This is a genomic window from Mycobacterium sp. NGS63 (genome assembly GCF_059812295.1).
In genome coordinates, this window is sequence record NZ_JCALCJ010000009.1 from 25,539 (window position 1) to 50,080 (window position 24,542).

At 71.4% G+C, this 24,542-nt stretch carries 25 protein-coding genes; 16 read left to right on the forward strand and 9 right to left on the reverse strand.

Annotated features, from left to right (window positions below; translation table 11 throughout):
* Positions 1–15: 15 nt before the first annotated feature.
* Together purE and AC5Y4Z_RS21245 are read right to left on the reverse strand one after the other, a co-directional pair.
* Entirely contained in the window at positions 16–531 is a 516-nt protein-coding gene (gene purE, locus AC5Y4Z_RS21240; protein ID WP_499966788.1) for a 5-(carboxyamino)imidazole ribonucleotide mutase, read from the reverse strand.
* Positions 524–1,735 carry a 5-(carboxyamino)imidazole ribonucleotide synthase gene (locus AC5Y4Z_RS21245; RefSeq protein ID WP_499967091.1) on the reverse strand — a complete coding sequence of 404 codons (1,212 nt, stop codon included), beginning with the start codon at positions 1,733–1,735 and terminating at the stop codon, positions 524–526. The genes purE and AC5Y4Z_RS21245 overlap by 8 nt, the downstream gene beginning before the upstream one ends.
* Positions 1,736–1,801: 66 nt before the next feature.
* Here AC5Y4Z_RS21245 and AC5Y4Z_RS21250 point away from each other — a divergent pair, with 66 nt between their 5' ends.
* Entirely contained in the window at positions 1,802–2,470 is a 669-nt protein-coding gene (locus tag AC5Y4Z_RS21250; protein ID WP_499966789.1) for a GtrA family protein, read from the forward strand.
* On the opposite strand, the gene AC5Y4Z_RS21255 is transcribed toward AC5Y4Z_RS21250, so the two are convergent.
* Both AC5Y4Z_RS21255 and AC5Y4Z_RS21260 read right to left on the reverse strand, forming a co-directional pair.
* The gene (locus tag AC5Y4Z_RS21255; protein WP_499966790.1) at positions 2,416–2,943 is read right to left on the reverse strand and encodes a PH domain-containing protein; all 528 of its coding nucleotides are present in this window, start codon (positions 2,941–2,943) and stop codon (positions 2,416–2,418) included. The genes AC5Y4Z_RS21250 and AC5Y4Z_RS21255 overlap by 55 nt on opposite strands.
* 31 nt (positions 2,944–2,974) lie before the next feature.
* Positions 2,975–3,763 carry a biotin--[acetyl-CoA-carboxylase] ligase gene (locus tag AC5Y4Z_RS21260; RefSeq protein WP_499966791.1) on the reverse strand — a complete coding sequence of 263 codons (789 nt, stop codon included), beginning with the start codon at positions 3,761–3,763 and terminating at the stop codon, positions 2,975–2,977.
* 52 nt (positions 3,764–3,815) lie between these two features.
* Here AC5Y4Z_RS21260 and AC5Y4Z_RS21265 point away from each other — a divergent pair, with 52 nt between their 5' ends.
* The 7 genes from AC5Y4Z_RS21265 to AC5Y4Z_RS21295 all read left to right on the forward strand — a co-directional run bounded on the left by AC5Y4Z_RS21265 (position 3,816) and on the right by AC5Y4Z_RS21295 (position 10,183).
* Positions 3,816–5,456 (forward strand): acyl-CoA carboxylase subunit beta, encoded by a 1,641-nt coding sequence (locus tag AC5Y4Z_RS21265; protein WP_499966792.1) that lies wholly within the window; start codon positions 3,816–3,818, stop codon positions 5,454–5,456.
* Complete coding sequence (locus AC5Y4Z_RS21270; RefSeq protein WP_499966793.1) at positions 5,453–5,680, forward strand: acyl-CoA carboxylase subunit epsilon; 228 nt, start codon at positions 5,453–5,455, stop codon at positions 5,678–5,680. The genes AC5Y4Z_RS21265 and AC5Y4Z_RS21270 overlap by 4 nt, the downstream gene beginning before the upstream one ends.
* On the forward strand, positions 5,677–6,309 hold the full coding sequence (locus AC5Y4Z_RS21275; protein ID WP_499966794.1) for a Maf family nucleotide pyrophosphatase: 633 nt from the start codon (positions 5,677–5,679) through the stop codon (positions 6,307–6,309). Before AC5Y4Z_RS21270 ends, AC5Y4Z_RS21275 begins: the two co-directional genes overlap by 4 nt.
* 93 nt (positions 6,310–6,402) lie before the next feature.
* The gene (locus AC5Y4Z_RS21280; protein WP_499966795.1) at positions 6,403–7,293 is read left to right on the forward strand and encodes a sulfurtransferase; all 891 of its coding nucleotides are present in this window, start codon (positions 6,403–6,405) and stop codon (positions 7,291–7,293) included.
* Positions 7,293–7,712 (forward strand): SufE family protein, encoded by a 420-nt coding sequence (locus tag AC5Y4Z_RS21285; protein WP_499966797.1) that lies wholly within the window; start codon positions 7,293–7,295, stop codon positions 7,710–7,712. Before AC5Y4Z_RS21280 ends, AC5Y4Z_RS21285 begins: the two co-directional genes overlap by 1 nt.
* A 109-nt stretch (positions 7,713–7,821) precedes the next feature.
* Positions 7,822–9,621, forward strand: a complete 1,800-nt coding sequence (locus tag AC5Y4Z_RS21290) for an acetyl/propionyl/methylcrotonyl-CoA carboxylase subunit alpha (protein ID WP_499966798.1) — start codon at positions 7,822–7,824, stop codon at positions 9,619–9,621.
* A gap of 139 nt (positions 9,622–9,760) precedes the next feature.
* Entirely contained in the window at positions 9,761–10,183 is a 423-nt protein-coding gene (locus AC5Y4Z_RS21295) for an STAS domain-containing protein (protein WP_499966800.1), read from the forward strand.
* On the opposite strand, the gene AC5Y4Z_RS21300 is transcribed toward AC5Y4Z_RS21295, so the two are convergent.
* Positions 10,154–10,942: an RNA polymerase sigma factor SigF gene (locus AC5Y4Z_RS21300; RefSeq protein ID WP_499966802.1), complete on the reverse strand. Its 789-nt coding sequence runs from the start codon at positions 10,940–10,942 to the stop codon at positions 10,154–10,156. The two genes, AC5Y4Z_RS21295 and AC5Y4Z_RS21300, sit on opposite strands and share 30 nt — an antisense overlap.
* On the reverse strand, positions 10,939–11,376 hold the full coding sequence (locus AC5Y4Z_RS21305) for an ATP-binding protein (protein ID WP_499966804.1): 438 nt from the start codon (positions 11,374–11,376) through the stop codon (positions 10,939–10,941). The genes AC5Y4Z_RS21300 and AC5Y4Z_RS21305 overlap by 4 nt, the downstream gene beginning before the upstream one ends.
* Positions 11,377–11,615: 239 nt before the next feature.
* On the opposite strand from AC5Y4Z_RS21305, the gene AC5Y4Z_RS21310 reads away from it, so the two are divergent.
* Entirely contained in the window at positions 11,616–11,996 is a 381-nt protein-coding gene (locus AC5Y4Z_RS21310) for a hypothetical protein (RefSeq protein WP_499966806.1), read from the forward strand.
* A 98-nt stretch (positions 11,997–12,094) separates the two neighbouring features.
* Entirely contained in the window at positions 12,095–12,430 is a 336-nt protein-coding gene (gene usfY / locus AC5Y4Z_RS21315) for a protein UsfY (RefSeq protein ID WP_499966807.1), read from the forward strand.
* Between the two features lie 16 nt (positions 12,431–12,446).
* Here usfY and AC5Y4Z_RS21320 read toward each other — a convergent pair whose 3' ends face one another.
* From AC5Y4Z_RS21320 to AC5Y4Z_RS21330, 3 genes are all read right to left on the reverse strand, one after another.
* Complete coding sequence (locus AC5Y4Z_RS21320; protein WP_499966808.1) at positions 12,447–12,830, reverse strand: hypothetical protein; 384 nt, start codon at positions 12,828–12,830, stop codon at positions 12,447–12,449.
* A gap of 131 nt (positions 12,831–12,961) precedes the next feature.
* A complete protein-coding gene (lat, locus tag AC5Y4Z_RS21325) occupies positions 12,962–14,314 on the reverse strand; it encodes an L-lysine 6-transaminase (RefSeq protein ID WP_499966809.1) in 1,353 nt (450 codons plus the stop codon).
* A 53-nt stretch (positions 14,315–14,367) separates the two neighbouring features.
* Entirely contained in the window at positions 14,368–14,820 is a 453-nt protein-coding gene (locus AC5Y4Z_RS21330) for an Lrp/AsnC family transcriptional regulator (RefSeq protein WP_499966810.1), read from the reverse strand.
* Between the two features lie 42 nt (positions 14,821–14,862).
* On the opposite strand from AC5Y4Z_RS21330, the gene hglS reads away from it, so the two are divergent.
* The 6 genes from hglS to nei2 all read left to right on the forward strand — a co-directional run bounded on the left by hglS (position 14,863) and on the right by nei2 (position 24,532).
* On the forward strand, positions 14,863–16,098 hold the full coding sequence (hglS, locus tag AC5Y4Z_RS21335; RefSeq protein WP_499966811.1) for a 2-oxoadipate dioxygenase/decarboxylase: 1,236 nt from the start codon (positions 14,863–14,865) through the stop codon (positions 16,096–16,098).
* Positions 16,095–17,609 (forward strand): L-piperidine-6-carboxylate dehydrogenase, encoded by a 1,515-nt coding sequence (gene amaB / locus AC5Y4Z_RS21340; RefSeq protein WP_499966812.1) that lies wholly within the window; start codon positions 16,095–16,097, stop codon positions 17,607–17,609. The genes hglS and amaB overlap by 4 nt, the downstream gene beginning before the upstream one ends.
* 180 nt (positions 17,610–17,789) lie before the next feature.
* Positions 17,790–18,458, forward strand: coding sequence for a methyltransferase domain-containing protein (locus AC5Y4Z_RS21345; protein WP_499966813.1), 669 nt, complete (start codon positions 17,790–17,792; stop codon positions 18,456–18,458).
* 80 nt (positions 18,459–18,538) lie between these two features.
* Complete coding sequence (locus AC5Y4Z_RS21350; RefSeq protein WP_499966814.1) at positions 18,539–19,201, forward strand: TetR/AcrR family transcriptional regulator; 663 nt, start codon at positions 18,539–18,541, stop codon at positions 19,199–19,201.
* A gap of 33 nt (positions 19,202–19,234) precedes the next feature.
* Positions 19,235–23,773: an ATP-dependent helicase gene (locus AC5Y4Z_RS21355; protein WP_499966815.1), complete on the forward strand. Its 4,539-nt coding sequence runs from the start codon at positions 19,235–19,237 to the stop codon at positions 23,771–23,773.
* Positions 23,774–23,776: 3 nt separating this feature from the next.
* Entirely contained in the window at positions 23,777–24,532 is a 756-nt protein-coding gene (gene nei2 / locus AC5Y4Z_RS21360; protein WP_499966817.1) for an endonuclease VIII Nei2, read from the forward strand.
* Positions 24,533–24,542 lie beyond the last annotated feature (10 nt).

Sequence of the window (24,542 nt, forward strand, 5' to 3'; positions counted from 1 at the left end):
GCGAGCCTCCTCTTCCTACTCGTCGGTAACTTTACCCCGACGCTCCCGCAGCGCCGCATCCTTGGCGCGCACGCTGGCGGCCAGCTCCTCCTGGAAGGCGACGATCCGCGCGCGCAGCGCCGGGTCCGAGGATCCCAGGATGCGCACGGCCAGCAGGCCGGCGTTGCGGGCGCCGCCGATCGAGACCGTCGCCACCGGGACGCCGGCCGGCATCTGGACGATCGACAGCAGCGAGTCCAGGCCGTCGAGGCGCGCCAGCGGCACCGGCACGCCGATCACCGGCAGCGGCGTCGCCGAGGCGACCATCCCGGGCAGGTGGGCGGCGCCGCCCGCACCCGCGATGATCACCTCGAGGCCCCGGTCGGCCGCGCCGCGGGCATAGTCGAACATCACGTCGGGGGTGCGGTGTGCCGAGACGACCCGCACCTCGGTGGGGATGTCGAACTCGTCCAGCGCGTCGGCGGCATCGGACATCACCGACCAGTCGCTGTCGCTGCCCATGATCACCGCGACGCGAGCGGTACTAGTCATGTGGATCCCATCCGTCCGTCCACTGCCCGTGTGACAACCAGTGTGCCGCCAGCGCGGCCCGTTCCCGCAGCCCGGCCGGGTCTTTCAGGTCCGCCCCGGTGCCGACGAAGTTGATGTGCCCGATCTTGCGCCCGGGCTTTTCGGTCTTGCCGTAGAGGTGGACCCGGGCGTCGGGCATCCGCGCGAACAGGTGGTGCAGCCGTTCGTCCATCGCCATGGCCGGCGGCTGCCCGGCGCCCAGGACGTTGGCCATCACCGTGACCGGCGCGACGGCGTCGGTGTCGCCGAGCGGATAGTCCAGCACCGCGCGGATGTGCTGTTCGAACTGGCTGGTGCGGGCCCCGTCCATGGTCCAGTGCCCGGAGTTGTGCGGTCGCATCGCGAGCTCGTTGACCAGCAGGTCCCCGTCGCGCGTCTCGAACAGCTCGACGGCGAGCACGCCGACCACCCCGAGCTCGCCGGCCAACCGCAACGCCAGCCGCTGGGCCGTCGCGGCGACCTCGTCGGGCAGGTCCGGCGCGGGGGCGATCACCTGCACGCAGATCCCGTCGCGCTGCACGGTCTCCACGACCGGCCACGCCGCGCCCTGCCCGAACGGCGAGCGCGCCACCAGCGCCGACAGCTCGCGGCGCAGGTCCACCTGCTCCTCGGCCATCACCGGCACGCCGTCGGCCAGGAAGGCGGCGGCGATCTCGCGGGCGTGCTCCGGATCGCGGGCCATCCGCACCCCGCGCCCGTCGTAGCCGCCGCGGATCGCCTTGACGACGACGGGGCCGGCGATGCGCTGGGCGAAGGCGTCGAGTTCGCCGACGCTCCGGATCTCGGCATATCGGGGCACCGGGACGGCCAGGGCCTCCAGCCGCCGCCGCATGACCAGCTTGTCCTGGGCGTGCACCAGCGCCTGCGGCGGCGGGGCCACCTTGACGCCCTCGGCCACCAGCTTGTCCAGCAGCTCGCCCGGCACGTGCTCGTGGTCGAACGTCAGCACGTCGGCCCCGGCCGCCACCCGGCGCAGGTCCTCGAGGTCGGTGTGCGAGCCGATCATCACGTCCGGGGTGACCTGGGCGGCCGATTCGTCGGGGGCGGTGGCCAGCACCCGCAGCGTCTGCCCCAGCGCGATCGCGGCCTGGTGGGTCATCCTGGCGAGTTGGCCGCCACCGACCATGGCGACCTGGGCTGGGCGAGTATTCGGCACGGCCATCATGGTGTCACGGTCGGTCGGCAAAGACATTTTGCGTCGCTTTCGCCTCCGTCCGTACACTGACGTGTTGTGTCCTTCGCCGAAGCCACAATCGCGCGTTTGCCGCAGGTGATCCAGCCCTATGCGCAGCGCCATCATGAACTGATCAAATTCGCCATCGTCGGCGGCACCACGTTCATCATCGACTCGGCGATTTTCTACACGCTGAAGCTGACGATCCTGGAGCCCAAGCCGGTCACCGCCAAGGTCATCGCGGGCATCGTCGCGGTCATCGCGTCCTACGTCCTGAACCGGGAGTGGAGCTTCCGCGACCGCGGGGGCCGCGAGCGCCATCACGAGGCGCTGCTGTTCTTCGCGTTCAGCGGCGTGGGGGTGCTGCTGTCCATGGCGCCGCTGTGGATCTCGAGCTACGTCCTGCAGCTGCGGGTGCCGACGGTGTCGCTGACCGTGGAGAACATCGCCGACTTCATCTCGGCCTACATCATCGGCAACCTGCTGCAGATGGCGTTCCGGTTCTGGGCGTTCCGGCGCTGGGTGTTCCCCGACCAGTTCGCGCGCAACCCCGACAAGGCGCTCGAATCCGCGCTTACCGCAGGGGGTTTCGCGGAGGTCCTGGAGGACGAGCTCGAGGTTGGCAACGTGACGCTGTTGCGGTCCTGGCGGAAGAAAGCGAGCCGGTTCGGTCAGCCCGGCGACGCGTCGGGTTCAGCGGAACCCAGGGTGTCGAAAACCTCGTGATACAGCAGCGCCTGCACCTCGCGCAGGCGCGGAATGTTGGGGAACGACAACGGATCTTGTGACGCCGACTCGATGACCAGCGTCCCGGTCCGAAACATCCGCTCCCATATCCTGTCCCGGAATTCCACGCTGTTGATCCGTGCCAGGGGAATGTCGATCCCGGTGCGGGTCAGCACCCCGTGGCGGTACATCACCCGCCGGCTGGTGACCACGAAATGCGTGGTGAGCCAGGTCAAAAACGGCCACAGCGTCAGCCAGCCGACGATCACCAGCCAGATCCCCCAGATGACGCCGTGCAGGATGTTCTTGGCGACCTGCTCCCAGTGCGTCGAGTTCAGGTAGCCCGAGCCGAACGCGGCCAGCGCGGTGGCCAGGACGAGGACGACGACGGGCCAGATCAGGCCCTTCCAGTGCGGATGCCGGTGCAGGACGACCTGCTCGCCCGCGGCCAGGGCGTTGTCCGGATAGCTCACCTTGTGACGGTAGCTCTCCAGGCGCTGCGATTCACCGCAAATGCACCACGTCACCGGCGGAAACCACGACGGTTTGCCCGCCGGCGTCCAGACACAGCCTGCCGTGGTCGTCGACGGCGCTCGCGGTCCCGACCACTTCCCGGCCACCGGGCAGCTCGGCGCGCACGGGGGCGCCGATGGTCAGGCTGCGCGCGCGGTAGTCGGCCGCCAGCGCCCAGTCGGCGCCGCGCGCCGCGCGCCAGGCCACGATGCGGCGGCCCAGCTCCCGCAGCACCGCGCAGACCAGCGCGCCGCGGTCGGGCCCCGGCACGCCCAGGTCGGCCAGCGACGTCGCGCCGTCGATGTCCGCGGGGGCCGCAAACACGTTGAGCCCCAAGCCGATTACCACCACCGGCCGGGACACCTCGGCGAGGATGCCCGCCAGCTTGCCCCCGTCGGCCAGCACATCGTTGGGCCACTTGAGGCCCGCCCGGCGCCCGGTCGCCTCGAGCACCGGGTTGACCGCGTCGACGATCGCCACCCCGGTGGCCAGCGACAGCCAGCCCCACCCCTCGGTCGGCACGTCGACGACGCTGACGCCCACCGACATCGTGATCTGGTCCCGGGGGCTGGCCGACCAGCCGCGCCCGTGGCGCCCGCGCCCGGCGGTCTGGTGCTCGGCGATCAGCACCGCGCCGGCGACGTCGTCGCCCGCGGCCGCGCGCGCCAGCAGGTCGGCGTTGGTGGATCCGGTCTGCTCGACGACGTCGAGCTGGCGCCAGCCCAGCCCGGTCCCGATCAGCTCGGCGCGCAGCGCGGTCGGATCCAGCGGTGAGTCCATACCCGCCCAGCCTAAAACTCGGCGGCGAGGCCTGCCGATAACATCGGGTCCCATGACAAGCGTTACCGACCACACCGCCGAGCCCGCGGCCGAGCACACCGTCGACATCCACACCACCGCCGGCAAGCTGGCCGAGCTGCACAAGCGGCGCGAGGAGTCGCTGCACCCGGTGGGTGAGACCGCCGTCGAGAAGGTGCACGCCAAGGGCAAGCTGACCGCCCGCGAGCGCATCCTCGCCCTGCTCGACGAGGACTCGTTCGTCGAGCTCGACGCGCTGGCCCGGCACCGCAGCAGCAACTTCGGCCTGGAGAAGAACCGCCCGCTGGGCGACGGCGTGATCACCGGCTACGGCACCATCGAGGGCCGCGACGTGTGCATCTTCAGCCAGGACGCCACCGTGTTCGGCGGCAGCCTCGGCGAGGTGTACGGCGAGAAGATCGTCAAGGTGCAGGAGCTGGCGCTCAAGACCGGCCGCCCGCTGATCGGCATCAACGACGGCGCGGGCGCACGGATCCAGGAGGGCGTCGTCTCGCTGGGCCTGTACAGCCGCATCTTCCGCAACAACATCATCGCGTCCGGGGTCATCCCGCAGATCTCGCTGATCATGGGCGCGGCCGCCGGCGGGCACGTCTACTCCCCCGCGCTGACCGACTTCGTGGTCATGGTCGACCAGACCAGCCAGATGTTCATCACCGGCCCCGACGTCATCAAGACGGTCACCGGTGAGGACGTCACGATGGAGGAGCTCGGCGGCGCCCACACCCACATGTCGAAGTCGGGCACCCTGCACTACGTCGCCTCGGGCGAGCAGGACGCCTTCGACTGGGTGCGCGACCTGCTGAGCTACCTGCCGCCCAACAACGCCACCGACGCCCCGCGCTACGCCGAGGCGGCCCCCGAGGGGGCCATCGAGGAGAACCTCACCGCCGAGGACCTCGAGCTGGACACCCTGATCCCCGACTCGCCCAACCAGCCCTACGACATGCACGAGGTGATCACCCGCATCCTCGACGAGGACGAGTTCCTCGAGGTCCAGGCCGGCTACGCCCAGAACATCGTGGTCGGGTTCGGCCGCATCGAGGGCCGGCCGGTCGGGATCGTGGCCAACCAGCCGACCCACTTCGCCGGCTGCCTGGACATCGACGCCTCGGAGAAGGCGGCCCGCTTCGTGCGGACCTGCGACTGCTTCAACATCCCGATCGTCATGCTGGTCGACGTCCCGGGCTTCCTCCCGGGCACCGGCCAGGAGTACAACGGCATCATCCGGCGCGGGGCCAAGCTGCTGTTCGCCTACGGCGAGGCGACCGTGCCCAAGATCACGGTCATCACCCGCAAGGCCTACGGCGGCGCCTACTGCGTCATGGGCTCCAAGGACATGGGCTGCGACGTCAACCTGGCCTGGCCGACGGCCCAGATCGCGGTGATGGGCGCCTCCGGCGCGGTGGGCTTCGTCTACCGCCAGCAGCTGAAGGAGGCGGCCGAGAAGGGCGAGGACGTCGAGGCGCTTCGCCTACAGCTGCAGCAGGAGTACGAGGACACCCTCGTCAACCCCTACGTCGCGGCCGAGCGCGGCTACGTCGACGCGGTGATCCCGCCGTCGTACACCCGCGGCTACATCGGCACGGCGCTGCGCCTGCTGGAACGCAAGATCGCCCACCTGCCCCCCAAGAAGCACGGGAACATTCCGCTATGACCGACGACGTCTCGCACGAGCCGCACATCCACATCCTCAAAGGCCACCCGACCACCGAGGAGGTGGCCGCGCTGGTCGCCGTGCTGGGCTGCGCCGGCGGCGCCGCCGCCGAGCCGGCCCAGCCCGAGCGCACCCGGTGGGGGCTGCCGGTGGACCGGCTGCGCTACGCGATGTCCAACTACCAGCGCCTCACCCTGCAGCAAATGACGCACATGAAGCAGTGACCCGCCTGGTGCTGGGGTCGGCCTCGTCGGGCCGGCTCAAGGTGCTGCGCGGGGCCGGCGTCGAGCCGGTGGTCGTGGTGTCCGGCGTCGACGAGGACGCGGTCATCGCGGGCCTGGGTCCCGCCGCCTCGCCCACCGAGGTGGTGTGCGCGCTGGCGACGGCCAAGGCCGCCGCGGTCGCCGGCACGCTGGAGCCCTCCGTCGCCGCGGATTGCGTTGTGCTGGGCTGTGATTCGATGCTCGAGGTCGACGGGCGGCTGTGCGGCAAGCCGCCGTCCCCCGAGGCCGCCGCGGACCAGTGGCGGTCGATGGGCGGGCGCTCCGGCCAGCTGCACACCGGGCACTGCCTGCTGCGCCTGAGCGACGGCGCGGTCACCCACCGCGAGGTTCAATCGGGTTGCACCACAGTGCATTTCGCCGCGCCGGACGACGCCGATCTGCGGGCGTATGTCGCCGGCGGCGAGCCGCTGGGGGTGGCCGGGGGATTCACCCTCGACGGGCTGGGCGGCTGGTTCGTCGACGGGATCGAGGGCGACCCGTCCAACGTGATCGGCGTGAGCCTGCCGCTGCTGCGCGCCCTGTTGGCGCGGGCGGGCCTGTCGGTGGCCGCGCTGTGGGACGCTAACTGACGCCCAACGTCGAGTTGTTGCGCCGAAAACCCGAAATTGCCGACGACAAGTCGACGTTGGGCGCGATGAAAGGGGTTGAGTAGGCTCGAAGTCGTGTCACTACCCCCCGACCCCCACCCCTCCCTGACCGAGTACGCCCACCCCGAACGACTGGTCACCGCCGAATGGCTGTCCGCCAACATGGGCGCCCCCGGCCTGGCGATCGTCGAGTCCGACGAGGACGTGCTGCTCTACGACGTCGGCCACATTCCCGGCGCGGTCAAGATCGACTGGCACACCGACCTCAACGACCCGCGGGTCCGCGACTACATCGACGGCCAGCAGTTCGCCGAGTTGATGGACCGCAAGGGCATCGCGCGCGACGACACCGTGGTGATCTACGGCGACAAGAGCAACTGGTGGGCCGCCTACGCGCTGTGGGTGTTCACGCTGTTCGGCCACCCCGACGTGCGCCTGCTCAACGGGGGCCGCGACCTGTGGCTGGCCGAGCGCCGCGAGACCACCCTGGACGTCCCGACGAAGACGTCGTCGGGCTATCCCGTCGTACAGCGCAACGATGCGCCCATCCGCGCCTACAAGGACGACGTGCTGGCCGTCCTCGGCAGCCAGCCGCTCATCGACGTGCGCTCCCCCGACGAGTACACGGGCAAGCGCACCCACATGCCCGACTACCCCGAGGAGGGCGCCCTGCGCGCCGGGCACATCCCCACCGCCCGGTCGATCCCGTGGGGCAAGGCCGTCGAGGAGAGCGGCCGATTCCGCCCCCGCGCCGAGCTCGAGGAGCTCTACGGGTTCATCGAGCCGGACGACAAGACCGTCGTGTACTGCCGCATCGGCGAGCGGTCCAGCCACACCTGGTTCGTGCTGACCCATTTGCTGGGCAAGCCCGGCGTGCGTAACTACGACGGGTCCTGGACCGAGTGGGGCAACACCGTACGGGTGCCGATCGTCGCGGGTGAACAGCCGGGAGTCGTGCCGGTCTGATGAGCATGCCCGCGCCACTGGCCGAGGTGGTGTCCGACTTCGCCGAAGTCCAGGGCCAGGACAAGCTGGCGCTGCTGCTGGAGTTCGCCAACGACCTGCCTGCGCTGCCGCCGGATTTGGAAGAGGCGGCGATGGAGCCGGTGCCCGAGTGCCAGTCGCCGCTGTTCTTGCACGTCGACGCCAGCGACCCGAACCGGGTGCGGCTGCACTTCAGCGCGCCCGCCGAGGCGCCGACCACCCGCGGGTTCGCCTCGATCCTGGCCGCCGGCCTGGACGAGCAGCCCGCGGCCGACATCCTGGCGGTGCCCGAGGATTTCTACACCGATCTGGGTCTGGCCGCTCTGATCAGCCCGCTGCGGCTGCGCGGGATGTCGGCGATGCTGGCCCGCATCAAGCGCCGACTGCGCGAGGCGGCCTGAATGGGGAACCGAGTGACCGGCCCTACGGCGCGGCGCTTAAACTTCCCCGGAAAGACTTGTAAGAAAATCTCTTAGACACAAAGAGACGTCACGCCAAACAGGAGGCGCAGTGGCTAGTCACGCCAGCTCGAGGATCGCCAAAGTGCTCGTCGCCAACCGCGGTGAGATCGCTGTCCGGGTGATCCGCGCGGCCCGCGACGCGGGCCTGCCCAGCGTGGCGGTGTACGCCGAGCCCGACGCCGACGCGCCCCACGTGCGCCTGGCCGACGAGGCGTTCGCGCTGGGCGGCCAGACCTCCGCGGAGTCCTACCTGGACTTCGCCAAGCTGCTCGACGCGGCGGCCAAGTCCGGCGCCAACGCCATCCACCCCGGCTACGGCTTCCTGTCGGAGAACGCCGACTTCGCGCAGGCGGTCATCGACGCCGGCCTGATCTGGATCGGGCCCAGCCCCCAGTCGATCCGCGACCTCGGCGACAAGGTCACCGCCCGCCACATCGCCGCCCGCGCGCAGGCCCCGCTGGTGCCCGGCACCCCCGACCCGGTCAAGGACGCCGACGAGGTGGTGGCCTTCGCCAAGGAGTACGGCGTGCCGATCGCGATCAAGGCCGCCTTCGGCGGCGGCGGCAAGGGCATGAAGGTGGCCCGCACCCTCGAGGAGATCCCCGAGCTCTACGAGTCGGCCGTCCGCGAGGCGGTGTCGGCGTTCGGCCGCGGCGAGTGCTTCGTCGAGCGGTACCTGGACAAGCCGCGCCACGTCGAGGCGCAGGTGATCGCCGACCAGCACGGCAACGTGGTGGTGGCCGGCACCCGCGACTGCTCGCTGCAGCGCCGCTTCCAGAAGCTCGTGGAGGAGGCCCCGGCGCCGTACCTGACCGACGCGCAGCGCAAGGAGATCCACGAGTCGGCCAAGCGGATCTGCAAGGAGGCCCACTACTACGGCGCCGGAACCGTCGAGTACCTGGTCGGCCAGGACGGCCTGATCTCGTTCCTCGAGGTCAACACACGCCTGCAGGTCGAGCACCCCGTCACCGAGGAGACCGCGGGCATCGACCTGGTGCTGCAACAGTTCAAGATCGCCAACGGCGAGAAACTCGACATCACCGAGGACCCCACCCCGCGCGGGCACGCCATCGAGTTCCGCATCAACGGCGAGGACGCCGGGCGCAACTTCCTGCCCGCGCCCGGGCCGGTCAGCAAGTTCCACCCGCCCACCGGCCCCGGCGTGCGGCTGGACTCCGGCGTCGAGACCGGGTCGGTGATCGGCGGACAGTTCGACTCGATGCTGGCCAAGCTGATCGTGTACGGCGCCAACCGCCAGGAGGCCCTGGCGCGCGCCCGCCGCGCGCTGGCCGAGTTCGAGGTCGAGGGCCTGGCCACGGTGATCCCGTTCCACCGCGCCGTGGTGAGTGACCCGGCGTTCATCGGCGACGACGACGGCTTCACGGTGCACACCCGCTGGATCGAGACCGAGTGGAACAACACCGTCGAACCGTTCACCGGCGGCGAGCCCCTGGACGAAGAGGACGCCCGGCCGCGGCAGAAGGTGGTCGTCGAGGTGGGCGGGCGCCGGCTCGAGGTGTCGCTGCCCGGTGACCTGGCGCTGGGCAATGGGTCTGCCGGCGGCGGCGACGCCGGCGTCATCCGCAAGAAGCCCAAGCCGCGCAAGCGCGGATCGCACGGCGGCGCGGCGGCCTCCGGCGACGCGGTCACCGCGCCCATGCAGGGCACCGTGGTCAAGGTCGCGGTCTCCGAGGGACAGGAAGTGTCCGCCGGCGACCTGGTGGTGGTCCTCGAGGCGATGAAGATGGAGAACCCCGTCACCGCACACAAGGACGGCACCATCACCGGCCTGGCGGTCGAGGCCGGCGCGGCCATCACCCAGGGCACGGTGCTCGCCGAGATCAAATAGCCGCGCCATCGGTTGTCGGTCCCGCGCCCCGCGGGTAGGGTTCAGTTCAGGTTGAGTTCACAGCCGCCCGGATAACGTCGGGGCCGCTGGCTCATCCGACGTCATCCACAGCACGACCCTCCCAACACTGGAGAGAAGCATGTCTGTGGCTCAATCGTGGCAACAAAGCCGCACCGCGCAGTTCACCGCGCGCTGGGGCGCGACGGGCTCGGTGGTCACCGTCGACGGCGAGCTCGACGCCGCCAACGCCGATCAGCTCGAGGCCTACGTGCAACGCACCGTCCGCCGTTCCCGGCGGGTGATTTTGGACCTCCGCGGCCTGGAATTCATTGGCACGGCCGGCTTTTCGGCCCTGCACCGCATCAACGTCGCGTGCTCGGGCGCCCAGGCCCACTGGGCCATGGTGCCCAGCCCGGCGGTGTCGCGGCTGCTGCGCATCTGCGACCCCGACGGCACCCTGCCGGTCACGACGCCGCGGGCCGAGCCGCTGCTGCGCTCGTCCCGCGGCCCCCAGGACGGCGGCTCGCGGCCGCTACTGCAACTGGTCCCGCAGCCGCGTTAGCGACTTGGCCAGCAGCCGGGACACGTGCATCTGTGAGATCCCGACCCGCTCGGCGATCTGTGTCTGCGTCATCGACTCAAAGAACCTGAGCACCAACACCATTCGCTCCCGCTCGGGCAGCGCCTCGAGCAGGGGCCGCAGCGCCTCGCGGTCCTCGATGCGATCCAGGCCGGCGTCCACGTCGCCCAGGGTGTCGGAGATGGCGCGGGCGTCGTCGTCGTCGCTGCCGCCGCCGGTGTCGATCGAGAGCGTGTTGTAGGAGCTGCCGGCCACCAGGCCCTCGACCACCTCGTCGCGCTTCATGCCGAGTTCGGCGGCGAGTTCGGTTGCGGTGGGCGCCCGCCCGAGCCGCTGGGACAGGTCGGCCGTCGCGGCGCCCAGCCGCAAGTGGAGTTCCTTCAGGCGCCGCGGGACCTTGACCGACCAGCTGTTGTCGCGGAAGTGGCGGCGCACCTCGCCCATGATCGTGGGCACCGCGAACGACACGAAGTCCGAACCGGTCTCGACGTCGAAGCGGACCACCGCGTTGACCAGCCCCACCCGCGCCACCTGAACCAGGTCGTCGCGCGGTTCGCCGCGGCCCTCGAAGCGGCGGGCGATGTGGTCGGCCAGCGGCAGGCACCGCTCCACGATCTTGTCCCGATGACGCTGGAATTCCATCGAGTCGGCGGCGATGGTCGCCAACTCGCGGAACATGTCCGGGACATCGGCGTACTCGTTCGGCCGCGACACCGAACCACCGGAAGCTCGGGAGGTCACCTGCTAGAGGCCGCCCGTCGCGCCGTCAGCGTGATGCCGAAGACGCTGCCGGTTTCGTTGGGCTCGCGACCGTCGTGGAAGGTCTGGACGTCGTCGGCCAGCGACGTCAGGACATGCCAGCTGAAGCTGCCGGGCGCCACCACGTCGTGGGTGTCGCACGCGGCGGAGGCCTCGACCACCAACTCGTCGTCGTGCGGGTCGACCACGACGATCAGCGTCGCGTCCGGGGTGGCCGAGCGGATCAACCGGGTGCACACTTCGTCGACCGCGAGCCGCAGGTCGGCGACGGCATCGAAATCCAGGTCCTCGAAGGTGCCGATGGCGCCGACGAGCGTGCGCAGCATCGCGAGGTTCTCCAGGCGCGCGGCAACGTGCAGTTCCACGGCCCGGTGGCCGCGTTGACGCTTGTTGGCGCGCAATCCCGCATCGGTCATGTGGTCTCCCGGCAACGTCCGATTGACAGTACTACTGCTGTGCAGGCCGCCATCGACCGTAGGTTCCAATCGGTTAGTCACGATAGCCGCCGGGTCCTGGCGCCCCCGAGTCGCCCGCAACGGAGCGCCCCCTCACACTGATCGTTCGCTAGCGCAACACTTCCGGCTCTCATCATGGTCTACGACTGATACCCACTTGACCCCCCGGATAACCCAGCATGAGACCTAGACTTGATGCCATGAAGCAAACCATGTTGCGGGCGGTTGTGCTGCTGGCACCGTGGGCGATCGGACTGCTGGTGGCGGCCTGGATCGTCCCCGGTGTGGCGGTGTCGGCGTCGGGGTTCGTCGTCGCCGTGGTGCTGTTCTCGGTGGCGCAGGCGAGCCTGTCGTGGTTCATCCTGAGGTTGCCCCGCGCGTATGCGTCGCTGCTCCTCGGCGCCGCGGGCCTGGTGTTGACCCTCGTCGCGCTGGGCCTGGCCTCGGCGTTCACCCACGGGCTGTCCATCCACGGCGCCGCATCGTGGCTGGCGACCACGATCGTCGTGTGGCTGGTGACGACGGTCGGCGCGATCGCGCTGCCCGAGGCGCTGGTTCGGGAGCCGGCCGGCTCGACCTGATCGGATCAGCCGCCGGCCAGCGGGCGACGTTGTGAGTTCCGCCCGCTCGGCCGAGTGAGTAGCATTTTGTTATCCCGTCCGACGAGGGAGGGAGCGCGATGGGCGACAGGCACCGTGATCCGACCGACCATTTCCGGACCACGCAACCGCACGCCGGCTTCACGATGAAGGACAACCTCTACTGGCCCGGGTTCATCCTGATGGCCGTGTCGGTGGGCGGGATGATCAGCACGACGGCCGCCGCCGCCTACCGGCACTACGAGTGGCTGCCCACGACCGTCCTGGTCGCGGTGCTCGGGGTGATCGCCGCGGCCCTGTGGTTCGTGATGGAGCATCGCCGCGTGAACTCGATCGACGAGCGCTGGGGCCTGGTGGCCGACGCCGACCACGCGCCGCCCCAGCACGTCGTGAGCAAACAGCCGACCACGCACTGAAGGCGACCCGGTCGGGTCAGAGGGCCAGCACCGGGCCGGCGATGGGCGCCACCGCCAGTCCGAGCGTCACCACCATCAGGGTGAGCAGAAACCAGCCCGCGCCGTGCCATCCCCACCACGTGCCGTGCGCCTTCCACACGCGGTAGGTGCGCAGAAACGACCACAGACCGCCCGCCAGCAGGATCAGCGGACCGCCGAAGGCGAGCATCGTGCGCTGGGGCGCGCCGCAGGCCACCGTGTCGACGCCGGTTCCCGGGCAGGTGCTGACCCACAACGCGGCGAGGATCACGAATCCGACCCCGGCCGCGGCGGCGAGGACGGCGAACCGGATGGCCGCGTGCACCTCGCGGTCCTCCTGCCCCAAGCGGTCGCCGGGTGACCGCTGATCGGCTTTATGCATCCCTGTGCCCCTCGTGTCCTGCATCGGCCTGCCCTTAATCCATCGTTCGTCGCCCCGGATTAGTTACGCGCAGTGCGCATGGCAACAGATACCCGACGCCACACCCCGGTAAACGGTCGTTGGCCGGCCCATCAGCGCCCCGCGCGGGCCAGGGCGGCCACGGCGGCGCGCACCGCGGACACCGCCGCGTCGATCTCGGCGCGCGAAACCGTCAGCGCGGGGCGGAACCGCACGCCGTCGGCGCCCGAGGGCAGCGCGATCACGCCGCGCCGCCACAGCCCGCGGACCACCTCGTCGCGGTCGGCGGTGCCCGGCAGGCTGAACGCGCACATCAGGCCGCGCCCGCGCGGGTCGAGGACGAGCCCGGGAAACTCGCCGGCGAGTTCGTCGAGCCGATGGCGCAGGTAGCGCCCCCGGTCGGCGGCCCGGTCGAAGAGCCCGTCGGCCTCGATCACCTCCAGGATGCGGCGGGCGCGCACCATGTCGGCCAGGTTGCCGCCCCACGTCGAGTTGATGCGGGAGGTGACCGCGAAGACGTGGTCGCCGATCTCGTCGACCCGCCGGCCGGCCATCACGCCGCACACCTGCGTCTTCTTGCCGAACGCCACCACGTCGGGCGCGACGCCCAATTGCTGGTAGGCCCAAGGGGTTCCGGTGAGCCCGCAGCCGGTCTGCACCTCGTCGAAGATCAGCAGCGCGTCGTGCTCGTCGCACAGCTCGCGCATCGCGGCGAAGAACGACGGCCGGAAGTGCCGGTCCCCGCCCTCCCCCTGAATCGGTTCGGCGATGAAGCACGCGATGTCGTGCGGGTGGGCGTCGAACGCCGCGCGGGCCTGGCGCAGCGACTCGGCCTCCAACGCGTCCATGTCGGCTCCGGGCCGCAGGTAGGGGGCGTCGATGCGCGGCCAGTCGAACTTCGGGAAGCGGTCCACGGCAACGGGATTGGTGTTGGTCAGCGACAGGGTGTAGCCGCTGCGCCCGTGGAACGCGCCGCGCAGGTGCAGCACGCGGGCCCCGAGGCCCGGGTCGAGGCCGCGCTTTTCGTTGTGCCGGCTCTTCCAGTCGAACGCCGCCTTGAGGGCGTTCTCCACCGCCAGCGCGCCGCCGTCGACGAAGAACAGGTGCGGCAGCGCCGGGTCGCCCAGCACCCGCGCGAAGGTCTCGACGAAGGCGGCCATCGCGACCGTGTACACGTCGGAGTTGCTGGGCTTGTTCAGCGCGGCGTCGAGCAGCTCGGTCCGGAAGTCGTCGTCGCCGGCCAGCGCCGGATGGTTCATCCCCAGCGCCGACGAGGCGAAGAACGTAAACATGTCGAGGTAGCGCCGGCCGTCGCGGGCGTCGACCAGATACGACCCGGACGAGCGCGTCAGATCGAGCACCAGGTCGAAGCCGTCGGCCAGGATGCTGCGCGCCAGCACCTCGTGCACCCGGCCGGGGTCCGTCAGCGGGCCGGCGGGCGCGAGCGCGTTCACGGCGGCGGTCATGGCGCCCATGATAGCGAGGCTTTTACGAACTTATGACGTAGATATCGGAAAAGTTATGGTATGTATTGCCTATCGCTGTAGAAAGTATTGAGGATGATCGTGCTGCGGGTCTGAACGTTGGCGGTGGTGCGGATCCGCAGCAGCAGGTCCTCGAGCGCCCGCGCGGAGGCCACCCGCACCAACAGGACGTAGCTCTCCTCACCGGCCACCGAGTGACACGACTCGATCTCCCCGATGTGTTCCAGCCGGGCGGGCGCATCATCGGGTTGGGACGGATCCAGAGGGGTGATCGCCACGAACGCCGACAGCAGGTGCCCGACCGCCTCGGGGTCGATCCGCGCCGAGTACCCGGCCACGACGCCGCGCGACTCCAGCCGGCGCACCCGCGACTGGACCGCCGACACCGACAGCCCGGCGCTCGCGGCCAGCTCCGCCAGCGTGGCGCGCCCGTCCGCGACCAGTTCGCGCACCAGGATCCGGTCGATGTCGTCGAGCGACTCACTCATTCACCGGAGGGTATCGCAGCCGGCCCCACCGCGAGGCGCGCCGTGAGACCGGCCGAACGGGTGGAGCCCTGGCGGCTGCGGGCGCGGTTCGCCGCGGGGCTGTCGGCCAGGTACGCCGCCGAGGTGCCCGCCTACGCCACGCTGGTCGAGGTCAGCGAGCGGGTCAACGCCGACCACGTGGCGCGCCATCCGGGCGCCGAACGCTATGGCCCGCTGCGGCGGGTGACCGCCGAGCGCCACGGCGCCATCCGGGTGGGCGGCCCGGCCGAGCTGGCCGCGGTAGCCGACCTGTTCGCCGCGTTCGGCATGTTCCCGGTGGGCTACTACGACCTGCGCAACGCCGCGCCGCCGGTCCCGGTGGTGTCGACCGCGTTTCGGCCCACCGATCCGAACGAGCTGGCGCGCAACCCGTTTCGGATGTTCACGTCGATGCTGGCCATCCGCGACGAGCGCTACTTCCGGCCCGGGCTGCGCGCCCGCGTGCAGACGTTCGTCGAGCGCCGGCAACTGTTCGACCCCGCCCTGCTGGCGCGGGCGCGAGCGATCGCGGCCGAGGGCGGCTGCGGCGCCGGGGAGGCGACGGAATTCGTCGCGGCGGCCGTGTCGGCGTTCGCGCTGTCCCGCGAGCCGATCGACAAGGCGTGGTACGACGAGTTGTCGCGGGTGTCGGCGGTGGCGGCCGACATCGCCGGGGTGTGCTCGACCCACCTCAACCACCTGACGCCGCGGGTGCTCGACATCGACGAGCTGTACCGGCGGATGAGCGGGCGCGGCATCACCATGATCGACGCCATCCAGGGCCCGCCCGCCACCGGCGGCCCCGCGGTGCTGTTGCGGCAGACCTCTTTTCGCGCCCGCGCCGAGCCGTGCCTGTTCCGCGACCGCGACGGCACCGTCCGCCCGGGACACCTGAGGGTGCGCTTCGGCGAGGTCGAGGCGCGCGGGGTGGCGCTGACGCCGCGCGGGCGCGCGCGCTACGACGCCGTGATGGCCGCCCCCGATCCCGCGGCGGTGTGGGGCCGCTACTTCCCGTCGACCGACGCGCGGATGGCCGCGGACGGGCTGGCCTACTACCGCGGCGGCGACCCCGCCAAACCCGTTGTCTACGAAGACTTCCTGCCCGCCTCGGCGGCGGGCATCTTCCGCTCCAACCTCGACTCCGACACCGGGCAGGCCGACGGCTGCGACGACTCGGGCTACGACGCGCAGTGGCTGGCCGGGGCCATGGGCCGCGACATCCATGACCCGTACGCGCTCTACGAGGAGGCATCCAGATGAGTACTGAGCAGCTGCGGGCCCGGGCGCGGCACGCGTGCGAGGCGATCGGCGTCGACGTCCCCCTCGGCGAACCGGGCGAACACGCGCTGCCGGCGGGCACCCCGATCACCGGGGAGGTGCTGTTCAGCGTCGCGCCCACCATGCCCGAGGAGGCGGACGAGGCGATCGGCGCTGCGGCGCAGGCCTTTTCGGCGTGGCGCGACACGCCGGCCCCGGCGCGCGGCGCGCTGGTGGCCCGCCTCGGCGAGCTGCTCACGCGACACCAGGACGACCTGGCGGCGCTGGTGACCGTCGAGGTGGGCAAGACCGGATCCGAGGCGCTGGGCGAGGTGCGGGAGATGATCGACATCTGCCAGTTCGCCGTGGGCCTGTCGCGCCAGCTCTACGGCCGCACCATCGCCTCCGAGCGCCCGGGGCATCGGCTGCTGGAGACCTGGCATCCCCTCGGCGTGGTCGGCGTGATCACCGCGTTCAACTTCCCCGTCGCGGTGTGGGCGTGGAACGCCGCGGTGGCGCTGGTGTGCGGGGACCCCGTGGTGTGGAAGCCCTCGGAGCTGACGCCGCTGACGGCGCTGGCCTGCCACGCGCTGATCGAACGGGCGGCCGCTGATGTCGGGTCGTCGGCTCGTGTTAGCGGGCTGATCCTCGGCGACCGGGAGATCGGCGAGCGGCTGGTCGACGACGCCCGGGTGGCGCTGGTGTCCGCGACCGGATCGGTGCGCATGGGCCAGGCCGTCGGGCCGCGGGTCGCGGCGCGCTTCGGGCGGGCGCTGCTGGAACTGGGCGGCAACAACGCGGCCGTCGTGACCCCGTCGGCCGACCTGGACCTGGCCGTGCGCGCCATCGTGTTCGCCGCCGCGGGCACCGCCGGGCAGCGCTGCACCAGCCTGCGGCGGCTGATCGTGCACCGGTCGGTCGCCGACTCGGTGGTGACGCGGGTGGCCGGCGCTCTGCGGCAGCTGCCGATCGGCGACCCGTCGGCGCCCGGCACGTTGGTCGGTCCGCTCATCCACGAGACCGCCTACCGCGACATGGTGGGCGCCCTCGAGCAGGCCCGCGCCGACGGCGGCGAGGTCGTCGGCGGCGAGCGCCGCCACGTCCCGGACCTCCCGAGCGCCTACTACGTCGAACCCGCCGTCGTCCGCATGCCGGCGCAAACCGCGATCGTGGCCACCGAGACGTTCGCGCCGATCCTCTACGTGCTGACCTACGACGACCTGGACGAGGCGATCGCACTCAACAACGCGGTGCCGCAGGGGCTGTCCTCGGCGATCTTCACCACCGACCTGCGGGAGGCCGAACGTTTCCTGGCCCGATCCGACTGCGGCATCGCCAACGTCAACATCGGCACGTCCGGCGCCGAGATCGGCGGCGCGTTCGGCGGCGAGAAGCAGACCGGCGGCGGGCGGGAGTCCGGCTCGGACGCCTGGAAGGCCTATATGCGCCGGGCCACCAACACCGTGAATTACTCCGACGCGCTGCCGCTGGCCCAAGGTGTGCGGTTCGGCTGACCGGGGTTTCGGGAAAAGGTACGTTTTCGATACCATTGCGCGGCTTGCCGACCCGGTAACCGCCGGCCGGACTTGCCGAAGCCGAAGACAGCAGCTTGACGAATACCGCACCATGGATCGAGAGAGCTCAGGGTCGGGGAAGGGCGAATGGACCTCTCGATACGCAGCACAATGCCGGAAGTGCTGGACGACGGCGACGTCGACTTAGCCGATTACCAGCGGTGCCTGGCCGAACTTGCCGTCGTCAATCGCCTGACTTTCACCCACCGCCCCACTTTGCGCTGGCTGGCACGGCAAACGAAGGCGCTGGCGCCCCGCGAGAAATTCTCCGTGCTGGATGTCGGCTACGGGGACGGCGATTTGCTGCGGGCCATTGCGCGGTGGGCGGACCGGCGCGGGCTCAAAGCGCAACTGACGGGCATCGACCTGAATCCCCGAAGCGCCGTCGCCGCGCGCGGCGCCACGCCGCCGCAAATGGCGATCGAATACCGGACCGGCGACGTTTTTTCCTACCAACCGGAACGTCCGGTGGATTTCATTGTCAGCTCGCAGGTCGCCCATCACCTCGGCGACAAGGACGTCGTCGAGCTGTTGTCCTGGTTCGAAACGAATTCGGTATACGGCTGGCACATCGCAGACCTGCACCGCCATTCGTTCCCGTATTACGGCTTCCCCGTCATCGCCCGGCTGGCGGGCTGGCACCGCATCATCCGTTCCGACGGAATGATCTCGATCGCCCGGGGCTTTCGGCGCCAAGATTGGCAGGGCTACCTGGACAAGGCGAACCTGCAGGCGGAGATCTCGTGGTACGCATTCCGGTATTGCGTGCGCCGCATCAAAGCGGACTGACGCGCCGGGTCCGGCGGGCCGATCCGGTGGATAATCCCTGTTTCAATTGCGCGCGGTCCCCCGTGAGTACTATCTGACACATGGCAACAGCCAGGAGGCGGTTATCCCCTGAGGACCGCCGAGCCGAGTTGCTAGCTCTGGGGGCGGAGGTTTTCGGGAAGCGGCCGTACGACGACGTCCGCATCGACGAGATCGCCGAGCGGGCGGGGGTGTCCCGCGCCCTGATGTACCACTACTTCCCGGACAAGCGGGCGTTCTTCGCGGCGGTGGTGCAGGACGAGGCCGACCGGCTGCACGAGGCCACCAACGAGCTGCGGCCCGCCGGTTTGACGATGTTCGAGGAGCTCAAGCTGGGCGTGCTGGCCTACATGGCCTACCAGCAACAGCACCCGGAGTCCGCGTGGGCGGCGTACGTCGGCCTGGGCCGTTCCGACCCGGTGCTGCTCGGGGTCAGCGACGACGCCAAGAACCGCCAGATGGAACACATCATGGGCCGCATCGAGGAATTGGTGAGCTCGACCCCGGAGCGGAAGCTTCGGCCCGAAGTGGAACGGCACCTGCGGGTGATCCTGCACGGCTGGCTGGCGTTGACCTTCGAGATCTGCCGGCAGCGGATCATGGACCCGACGACCGACGCCGACGGGCTCGCCGACGCCTGCGCGCACGCGCTGCTGGACGCCATCGTCCGCATCCCGAACATCCCGCCGGACCTCGCCGAGACGATGGCCACCGCGCAACTCTGAGCGCATGTCGGTACCCGTTGGCACCATGGTTGCGTGAGCAATCCTGACCCGCTGGGCCGGTTCAGCGCGGTCACCCGCGAGTGGTTCCGCGGCACCTTCGCCGCCCCCACCACCGCGCAGGCCGAGGCGTGGGAGGCCATCGCCGGTGGCGCCAACACCCTGGTGATCGCCCCCACCGGGTCCGGCAAGACGCTCGCCGCGTTCCTCTGGGCCCTGGATCGTCTGGCCGGCGCGGGCGAGCGCCCGTCGGGCACCCGGGTGCTCTACGTGTCGCCGCTCAAGGCGCTGGCCGTCGACGTCGAGCGCAACCTGCGCACCCCGCTGGCGGGGCTCACCAGGATCGCCGAGCGCCGTGGCCTGCCGCCGCCCGACATCAGCGTCGGCGTCCGCTCCGGCGACACCCCGCCGGCGGCCCGCCGCCAGCTCATCGCCCACCCGCCCGACGTGCTGATCACCACCCCCGAGTCGCTGTTCTTGATGCTCACCTCGGCCGCGCGGGAGACCCTCGCCGGCGTGCAGACCGTCATCGTCGACGAGATCCACGCCATCGCCGGCGGTAAGCGCGGCGCGCACCTGGCCCTGTCGCTGGAGCGGCTGGACGCGTTGCGGGAGGGCAAGCCCGCGCAGCGCATCGGGCTGTCGGCGACGGTGCGCCCGCCCGAGGAGCTGGCGCGGTTCCTCTCGGGGCAGTCGCCCACCACGATCGTGGCGCCGCCGTCGGCCGAGACCATCGAGCTCGCGGTCGCCGTGCCGGTGCCCGACATGGCCAACCTGGCCAACAATTCGATCTGGCCCGACGTCGAGGCGCGCCTGGTCGACCTGATCGAAGCCCACGGCTCGACCATCGTGTTCGCCAACTCGCGGCGGCTGGCCGAGCGGCTCACCGCCCGGCTCAACGAGATCCACGCCGAACGCTGCGGGGTGGCGCTGTCGACCGACGCCAACCCGAAGGTGGCCGGCGGCGCCCCCGCGCACCTCATGGGCAGCGGCCAGACCTACGGCGCCGAGCCGATCCTGGCCCGCGCCCACCACGGTTCGGTCAGCAAGGAGCAGCGCGCCCTGGTCGAGGAGGACCTCAAGCGCGGGCTGCTCAAGGCGGTGGTGGCCACCTCCAGCCTGGAACTGGGCATCGATATGGGCGCCGTGGACCTGGTGATCCAGGTGGAGGCGCCGCCGTCGGTGGCCAGCGGCCTGCAACGCATCGGGCGGGCCGGCCACCAGGTGGGCGAGGTGTCGCAGGGCGTGCTGTTCCCCAAGCACCGCACCGACCTGATCGGGTGCGCGGTCACGGTGCAGCGCATGCTCGCCGGCCAGATCGAGACGATGCGGGTGCCCGCCAACCCGCTGGACATCCTGGCGCAACAGACCGTGGCCGCGGCCGCCCTGGAGCCGCTGGACGCCGAAGCGTGGTTCGACACCGTGCGGCGCGCCGCCCCGTTCGCGACGCTGCCGCGCAGCGTGTACGAGGCCACCCTGGACCTGCTGTCCGGCAAGTACCCGTCCACCGAATTCGCCGAGCTGCGTCCGCGCCTGGTCTACGACCGCGATGCCGGGACGCTGACCGCGCGGCCCGGCGCGCAGCGGCTGGCCGTCACCTCCGGCGGCGCCATCCCCGACCGCGGGCTGTTCACCGTCTACCTCGCCACCGATTCCGAAAAGCCTTCGCGGGTAGGCGAACTCGACGAGGAGATGGTCTACGAGTCGCGGCCCGGTGACGTGATATCGCTGGGCGCCACCAGCTGGCGCATCACCGAGATCACCCACGACCGGGTGCTGGTGATCCCGGCGCCCGGGCAGCCGGCCCGCCTGCCGTTCTGGCGCGGCGACGACGTCGGCCGCCCCGCCGAGCTCGGCGCCGCGCTGGGCGCGTTCACCGGCGAGCTGGCCGCGCTGAACCGCGAGGAGTTCGACAAGCGTTGCGCCGCTTTGGGTTTCGACGCGTACGCCACCGACAACCTGTGGGGACTGCTGGACGAGCAGCGCGGCACCGCCGGGGTCGTCCCGACCGACACCACGCTGCTGGTCGAGCGGTTCCGCGACGAGCTGGGCGACTGGCGGGTGATCCTCCACTCGCCGCACGGCCTGCGCGTGCACGGGCCGCTCGCACTGGCGGTCGGCCGCCGGCTGCGCGAGCGCTACGGCATCGACGAAAAGCCGACGGCCTCCGACGACGGCATCGTGGTGCGATTGCCCGACACTTTGGATGAGTCCCCTCCTGGCGCGGACCTTTTCGTGTTCGATGCCGACGAGATCGACCCGATCGTCACCGCCGAGGTGGGCGGCTCGGCGTTGTTCGCGTCGCGGTTCCGCGAGTGCGCGGCCCGCGCGCTGCTGCTGCCCCGGCGGCATCCGGGAAAGCGCTCGCCGCTGTGGCACCAACGCCAGCGCGCGGCCCAGCTGCTGGACGTGGCGCGCAAGTACCCCGACTTCCCGGTCGTGCTGGAGACCATCCGCGAATGCCTGCAGGACGTCTACGACGTCCCGGCGCTGGCCGGGCTGATGGCCGGCATCGCCCAGCGCCGGGTGCGGGTGGTGGAGACCGAGACGGCGCGGCCCTCCCCGTTCGCGGCGTCGCTGCTGTTCGGCTACGTCGGCGCGTTCATGTACGAGGGCGACACCCCGCTGGCCGAGCGCCGGGCCGCGGCGCTGTCGCTGGACAGCACGCTGCTCGCCGAGCTGCTCGGCCGGGTGGAGCTGCGCGAGCTGCTCGACCCGGACGTCATCGCCGCGACGGGCCGGCAGTTGCAGCACCTGTCCGACGACCGGGCCGCGCGCGACGCCGAGGGCGTCGCGGACCTGCTGCGGCTGCTGGGCCCGCTGACCGAGGACGAGGTCGCCGCGCGGGCCGCCGGCGCGGAGGTCGGCGGCTGGCTGGAGGGGCTGCGCGCGGCCCGGCGCGCGCTGACGGTGTCGTTCGCCGGCCGCAGCTGGTGGGTGGCCGTCGAGGACATCGGGCGGCTGCGCGACGGGGTCGGCGCCGCGGTCCCGCCGGGCGTGCCGGCCGCCTTCACCGAGTCGGTGGCCGACCCACTGGGCGAGCTGCTGGGCCGCTACGCCCGCACCCACACGCCGTTCACCACGGCCGAGGCCGCCGGCAGGTTCGGCCTGGGCCTGCGGGTGACGGCCGACGTGCTCGGCCGGCTCGCCGCCGACGACCGGCTGGTGCGCGGCGACTTCGTGACGGCCGAGGCCAGCGCCGAACCGGGCGCGGGCGAGCAGTGGTGCGACGCCGACGTGCTGCGCATCCTGCGGCGACGGTCGCTGGCGGCGCTGCGAGCGCAGGTGGAGCCGGTGAGCACCGCCGCCTACGGGCGGTTCCTGCCGGCCTGGCACCACGTGGGCGCCGGCGCCACGTCCGGTCTCGACGGCCTGGCCGCCGCGATCGACCAGCTGGCCGGCGTGCGGATGCCGGCGTCGGCGCTCGAACCGCTGGTGCTGGCCCCGCGGGTCCGCGACTACTCCCCCGCGCTGCTCGACGAGCTGCTGGCCAGCGGCGAGGTCACCTGGTCGGGCGCCGGATCGATCTCGGGCAGCGACGGCTGGATCGCGCTGCACGCCAGCGACTCCGCGCCGCCGACCCTCGCCGGGCCCGCCGCGCTCGACCTCACCGACGTGCACCGCGCGATCCTGGACACGCTGGCCGGCGGCGGCGCGTATTTCTTCCGCCAGCTCGGCCAGGACGGCATCACCGAAGCCGCGCTCAAAGAGGCGCTGTGGGAACTGATTTGGGCCGGCTGGGTCACCGGCGACACGTTCGCGCCGGTGCGCGCGGTGCTGGCCGGCGCGGGCGCCCGCAAGCGGTCCCAGCCGGCGCACCGCACGCACCGGCCGCCGCGGCTGAGCCGCTACGCCGTCGCGCACGCCCAGCACCGCAGCGCCGACCCGGCGGTGGCCGGGCGGTGGTCGGCGCTGCCGGCCCCGGAGCCCGATTCCACGGTGCGCGCGCACTACCAGGCCGAGCTGCTGCTGGCCCGCCACGGCGTGCTCACCAGGGGCGCCGTGGCCAACGAGGGCGTGCCGGGCGGCTTCGCCACCCTGTACAAGGTGCTGAGCACCTTCGAGGAGGCCGGCCGGTGCCAGCGCGGCTATTTCGTCGAGTCGCTCGGTGGCGCCCAGTTCGCCGTCGCGTCCACCGTCGACCGGCTGCGCAGCTACAGCGACGGGATCGACCCGGAGCGACCGGAGTACCGGGCCGTCGCGCTGGCCGCCGCCGACCCGGCCAACCCGTACGGCGCCGCCCTGCCCTGGCCGGCAGCCAACGGGGATACCGAGGCCCCGGGGGCCCGGCCCGGCCGCAAGGCGGGCGCGCTCGTGGTGCTGGTGGACGGCGGGCTGGCCTGGTTTTTGGAGCGGGGCGGGCGCTCGCTGCTGACGTTCACCGACGACCCCGCCGCCGACCGGGCGGCGGCGGGGGCGCTGGCCGAGCTGGTCGCCACCCGCCGGGTCGCGTCGATCTTGGTCGAACGCGTCGACGGGACGCCGGCGCTGCAGCCGGGCGCGCCGCAGGCGGCGCTCACCGCGCTTTCCGAAGCCGGATTCGCCCGGACCCCACGGGGGATGCGGTTGCGGTGAACCATGCCCGAAGGTGACACCGTCTGGCACACCGCGGCCATGTTGCGCCAACACCTGGCCGGGCGCACGCTGACGCGCTGCGACGTCCGGGTGCCGCGGTTCGCCACCGTCGACCTGACCGGGCAGGTGGTCGACGAGGCGCTCAGCCGCGGCAAGCACCTGTTCATCCGCGTCGGGCCGGCCAGCATCCACTCGCACCTGAAGATGGACGGCAGCTGGCGGGTCGGCAAGCGGCCGGTGAAGGTGGACCACCGGGCGCGGATCGTGCTGGAAGCCAGCGGCGTTCGCGCCGTGGGCGTCGACCTGGGGGTGCTGGAGATCCTCGAGCGCGACCGCGACGGCGACGCCGTCGCGCACCTGGGGCCCGACCTGCTCGGACCGGACTGGGACCCGGTGCGGGCCGCGGCCAACCTGGCCGCGCGCCCGGACCGCCCGCTCGGCGAGGCGCTGCTGGACCAGCGGGTGCTGGCCGGCATCGGCAACGTCTACTGCAACGAGCTGTGTTTCGTCGCCGGCCACCTGCCCACCGCGCCGGTCGTCGAGGTCACCGATCCGCGCCGGCTGGTGTCCCGCGCCCGAGACATGCTGTGGGTCAACCGGTTCCGCTGGAACCGCTGCACCACCGGCGACACCCGGCACGGCCGGCAGCTGTGGGTGTACGGGCGCGCCGGGCAGCCCTGCCGTCGCTGCGGCACCCGCATCCGCTACGACGACGGCGGCGAGCGGGTGACGTACTGGTGCCCGTCGTGCCAGCGTTGAGCGAACTTTC

Excerpts from the sequence above, each read along its gene's own strand:
- purE (WP_499966788.1), bottom strand. The coding sequence starts at position 531 with ATGACTAGTACCGCTCGCGTCGCGGTGATCATGGGCAGCGACAGCGAC.
- AC5Y4Z_RS21245 (WP_499967091.1), bottom strand. The coding sequence starts at position 1,735 with ATGATGGCCGTGCCGAATACTCGCCCAGCCCAGGTCGCCATGGTCGGT.
- AC5Y4Z_RS21260 (WP_499966791.1), bottom strand. The coding sequence starts at position 3,763 with ATGGACTCACCGCTGGATCCGACCGCGCTGCGCGCCGAGCTGATCGGG.
- AC5Y4Z_RS21265 (WP_499966792.1), top strand. The coding sequence starts at position 3,816 with ATGACAAGCGTTACCGACCACACCGCCGAGCCCGCGGCCGAGCACACC.
- AC5Y4Z_RS21270 (WP_499966793.1), top strand. The coding sequence starts at position 5,453 with ATGACCGACGACGTCTCGCACGAGCCGCACATCCACATCCTCAAAGGC.
- AC5Y4Z_RS21285 (WP_499966797.1), top strand. The coding sequence starts at position 7,293 with ATGAGCATGCCCGCGCCACTGGCCGAGGTGGTGTCCGACTTCGCCGAA.
- AC5Y4Z_RS21295 (WP_499966800.1), top strand. The coding sequence starts at position 9,761 with ATGTCTGTGGCTCAATCGTGGCAACAAAGCCGCACCGCGCAGTTCACC.
- AC5Y4Z_RS21305 (WP_499966804.1), bottom strand. The coding sequence starts at position 11,376 with ATGACCGATGCGGGATTGCGCGCCAACAAGCGTCAACGCGGCCACCGG.
- AC5Y4Z_RS21310 (WP_499966806.1), top strand. The coding sequence starts at position 11,616 with ATGAAGCAAACCATGTTGCGGGCGGTTGTGCTGCTGGCACCGTGGGCG.
- usfY (WP_499966807.1), top strand. The coding sequence starts at position 12,095 with ATGGGCGACAGGCACCGTGATCCGACCGACCATTTCCGGACCACGCAA.
- AC5Y4Z_RS21320 (WP_499966808.1), bottom strand. The coding sequence starts at position 12,830 with ATGCATAAAGCCGATCAGCGGTCACCCGGCGACCGCTTGGGGCAGGAG.
- lat (WP_499966809.1), bottom strand. The coding sequence starts at position 14,314 with ATGACCGCCGCCGTGAACGCGCTCGCGCCCGCCGGCCCGCTGACGGAC.
- AC5Y4Z_RS21330 (WP_499966810.1), bottom strand. The coding sequence starts at position 14,820 with ATGAGTGAGTCGCTCGACGACATCGACCGGATCCTGGTGCGCGAACTG.
- amaB (WP_499966812.1), top strand. The coding sequence starts at position 16,095 with ATGAGTACTGAGCAGCTGCGGGCCCGGGCGCGGCACGCGTGCGAGGCG.
- AC5Y4Z_RS21350 (WP_499966814.1), top strand. The coding sequence starts at position 18,539 with ATGGCAACAGCCAGGAGGCGGTTATCCCCTGAGGACCGCCGAGCCGAG.
- nei2 (WP_499966817.1), top strand. The coding sequence starts at position 23,777 with ATGCCCGAAGGTGACACCGTCTGGCACACCGCGGCCATGTTGCGCCAA.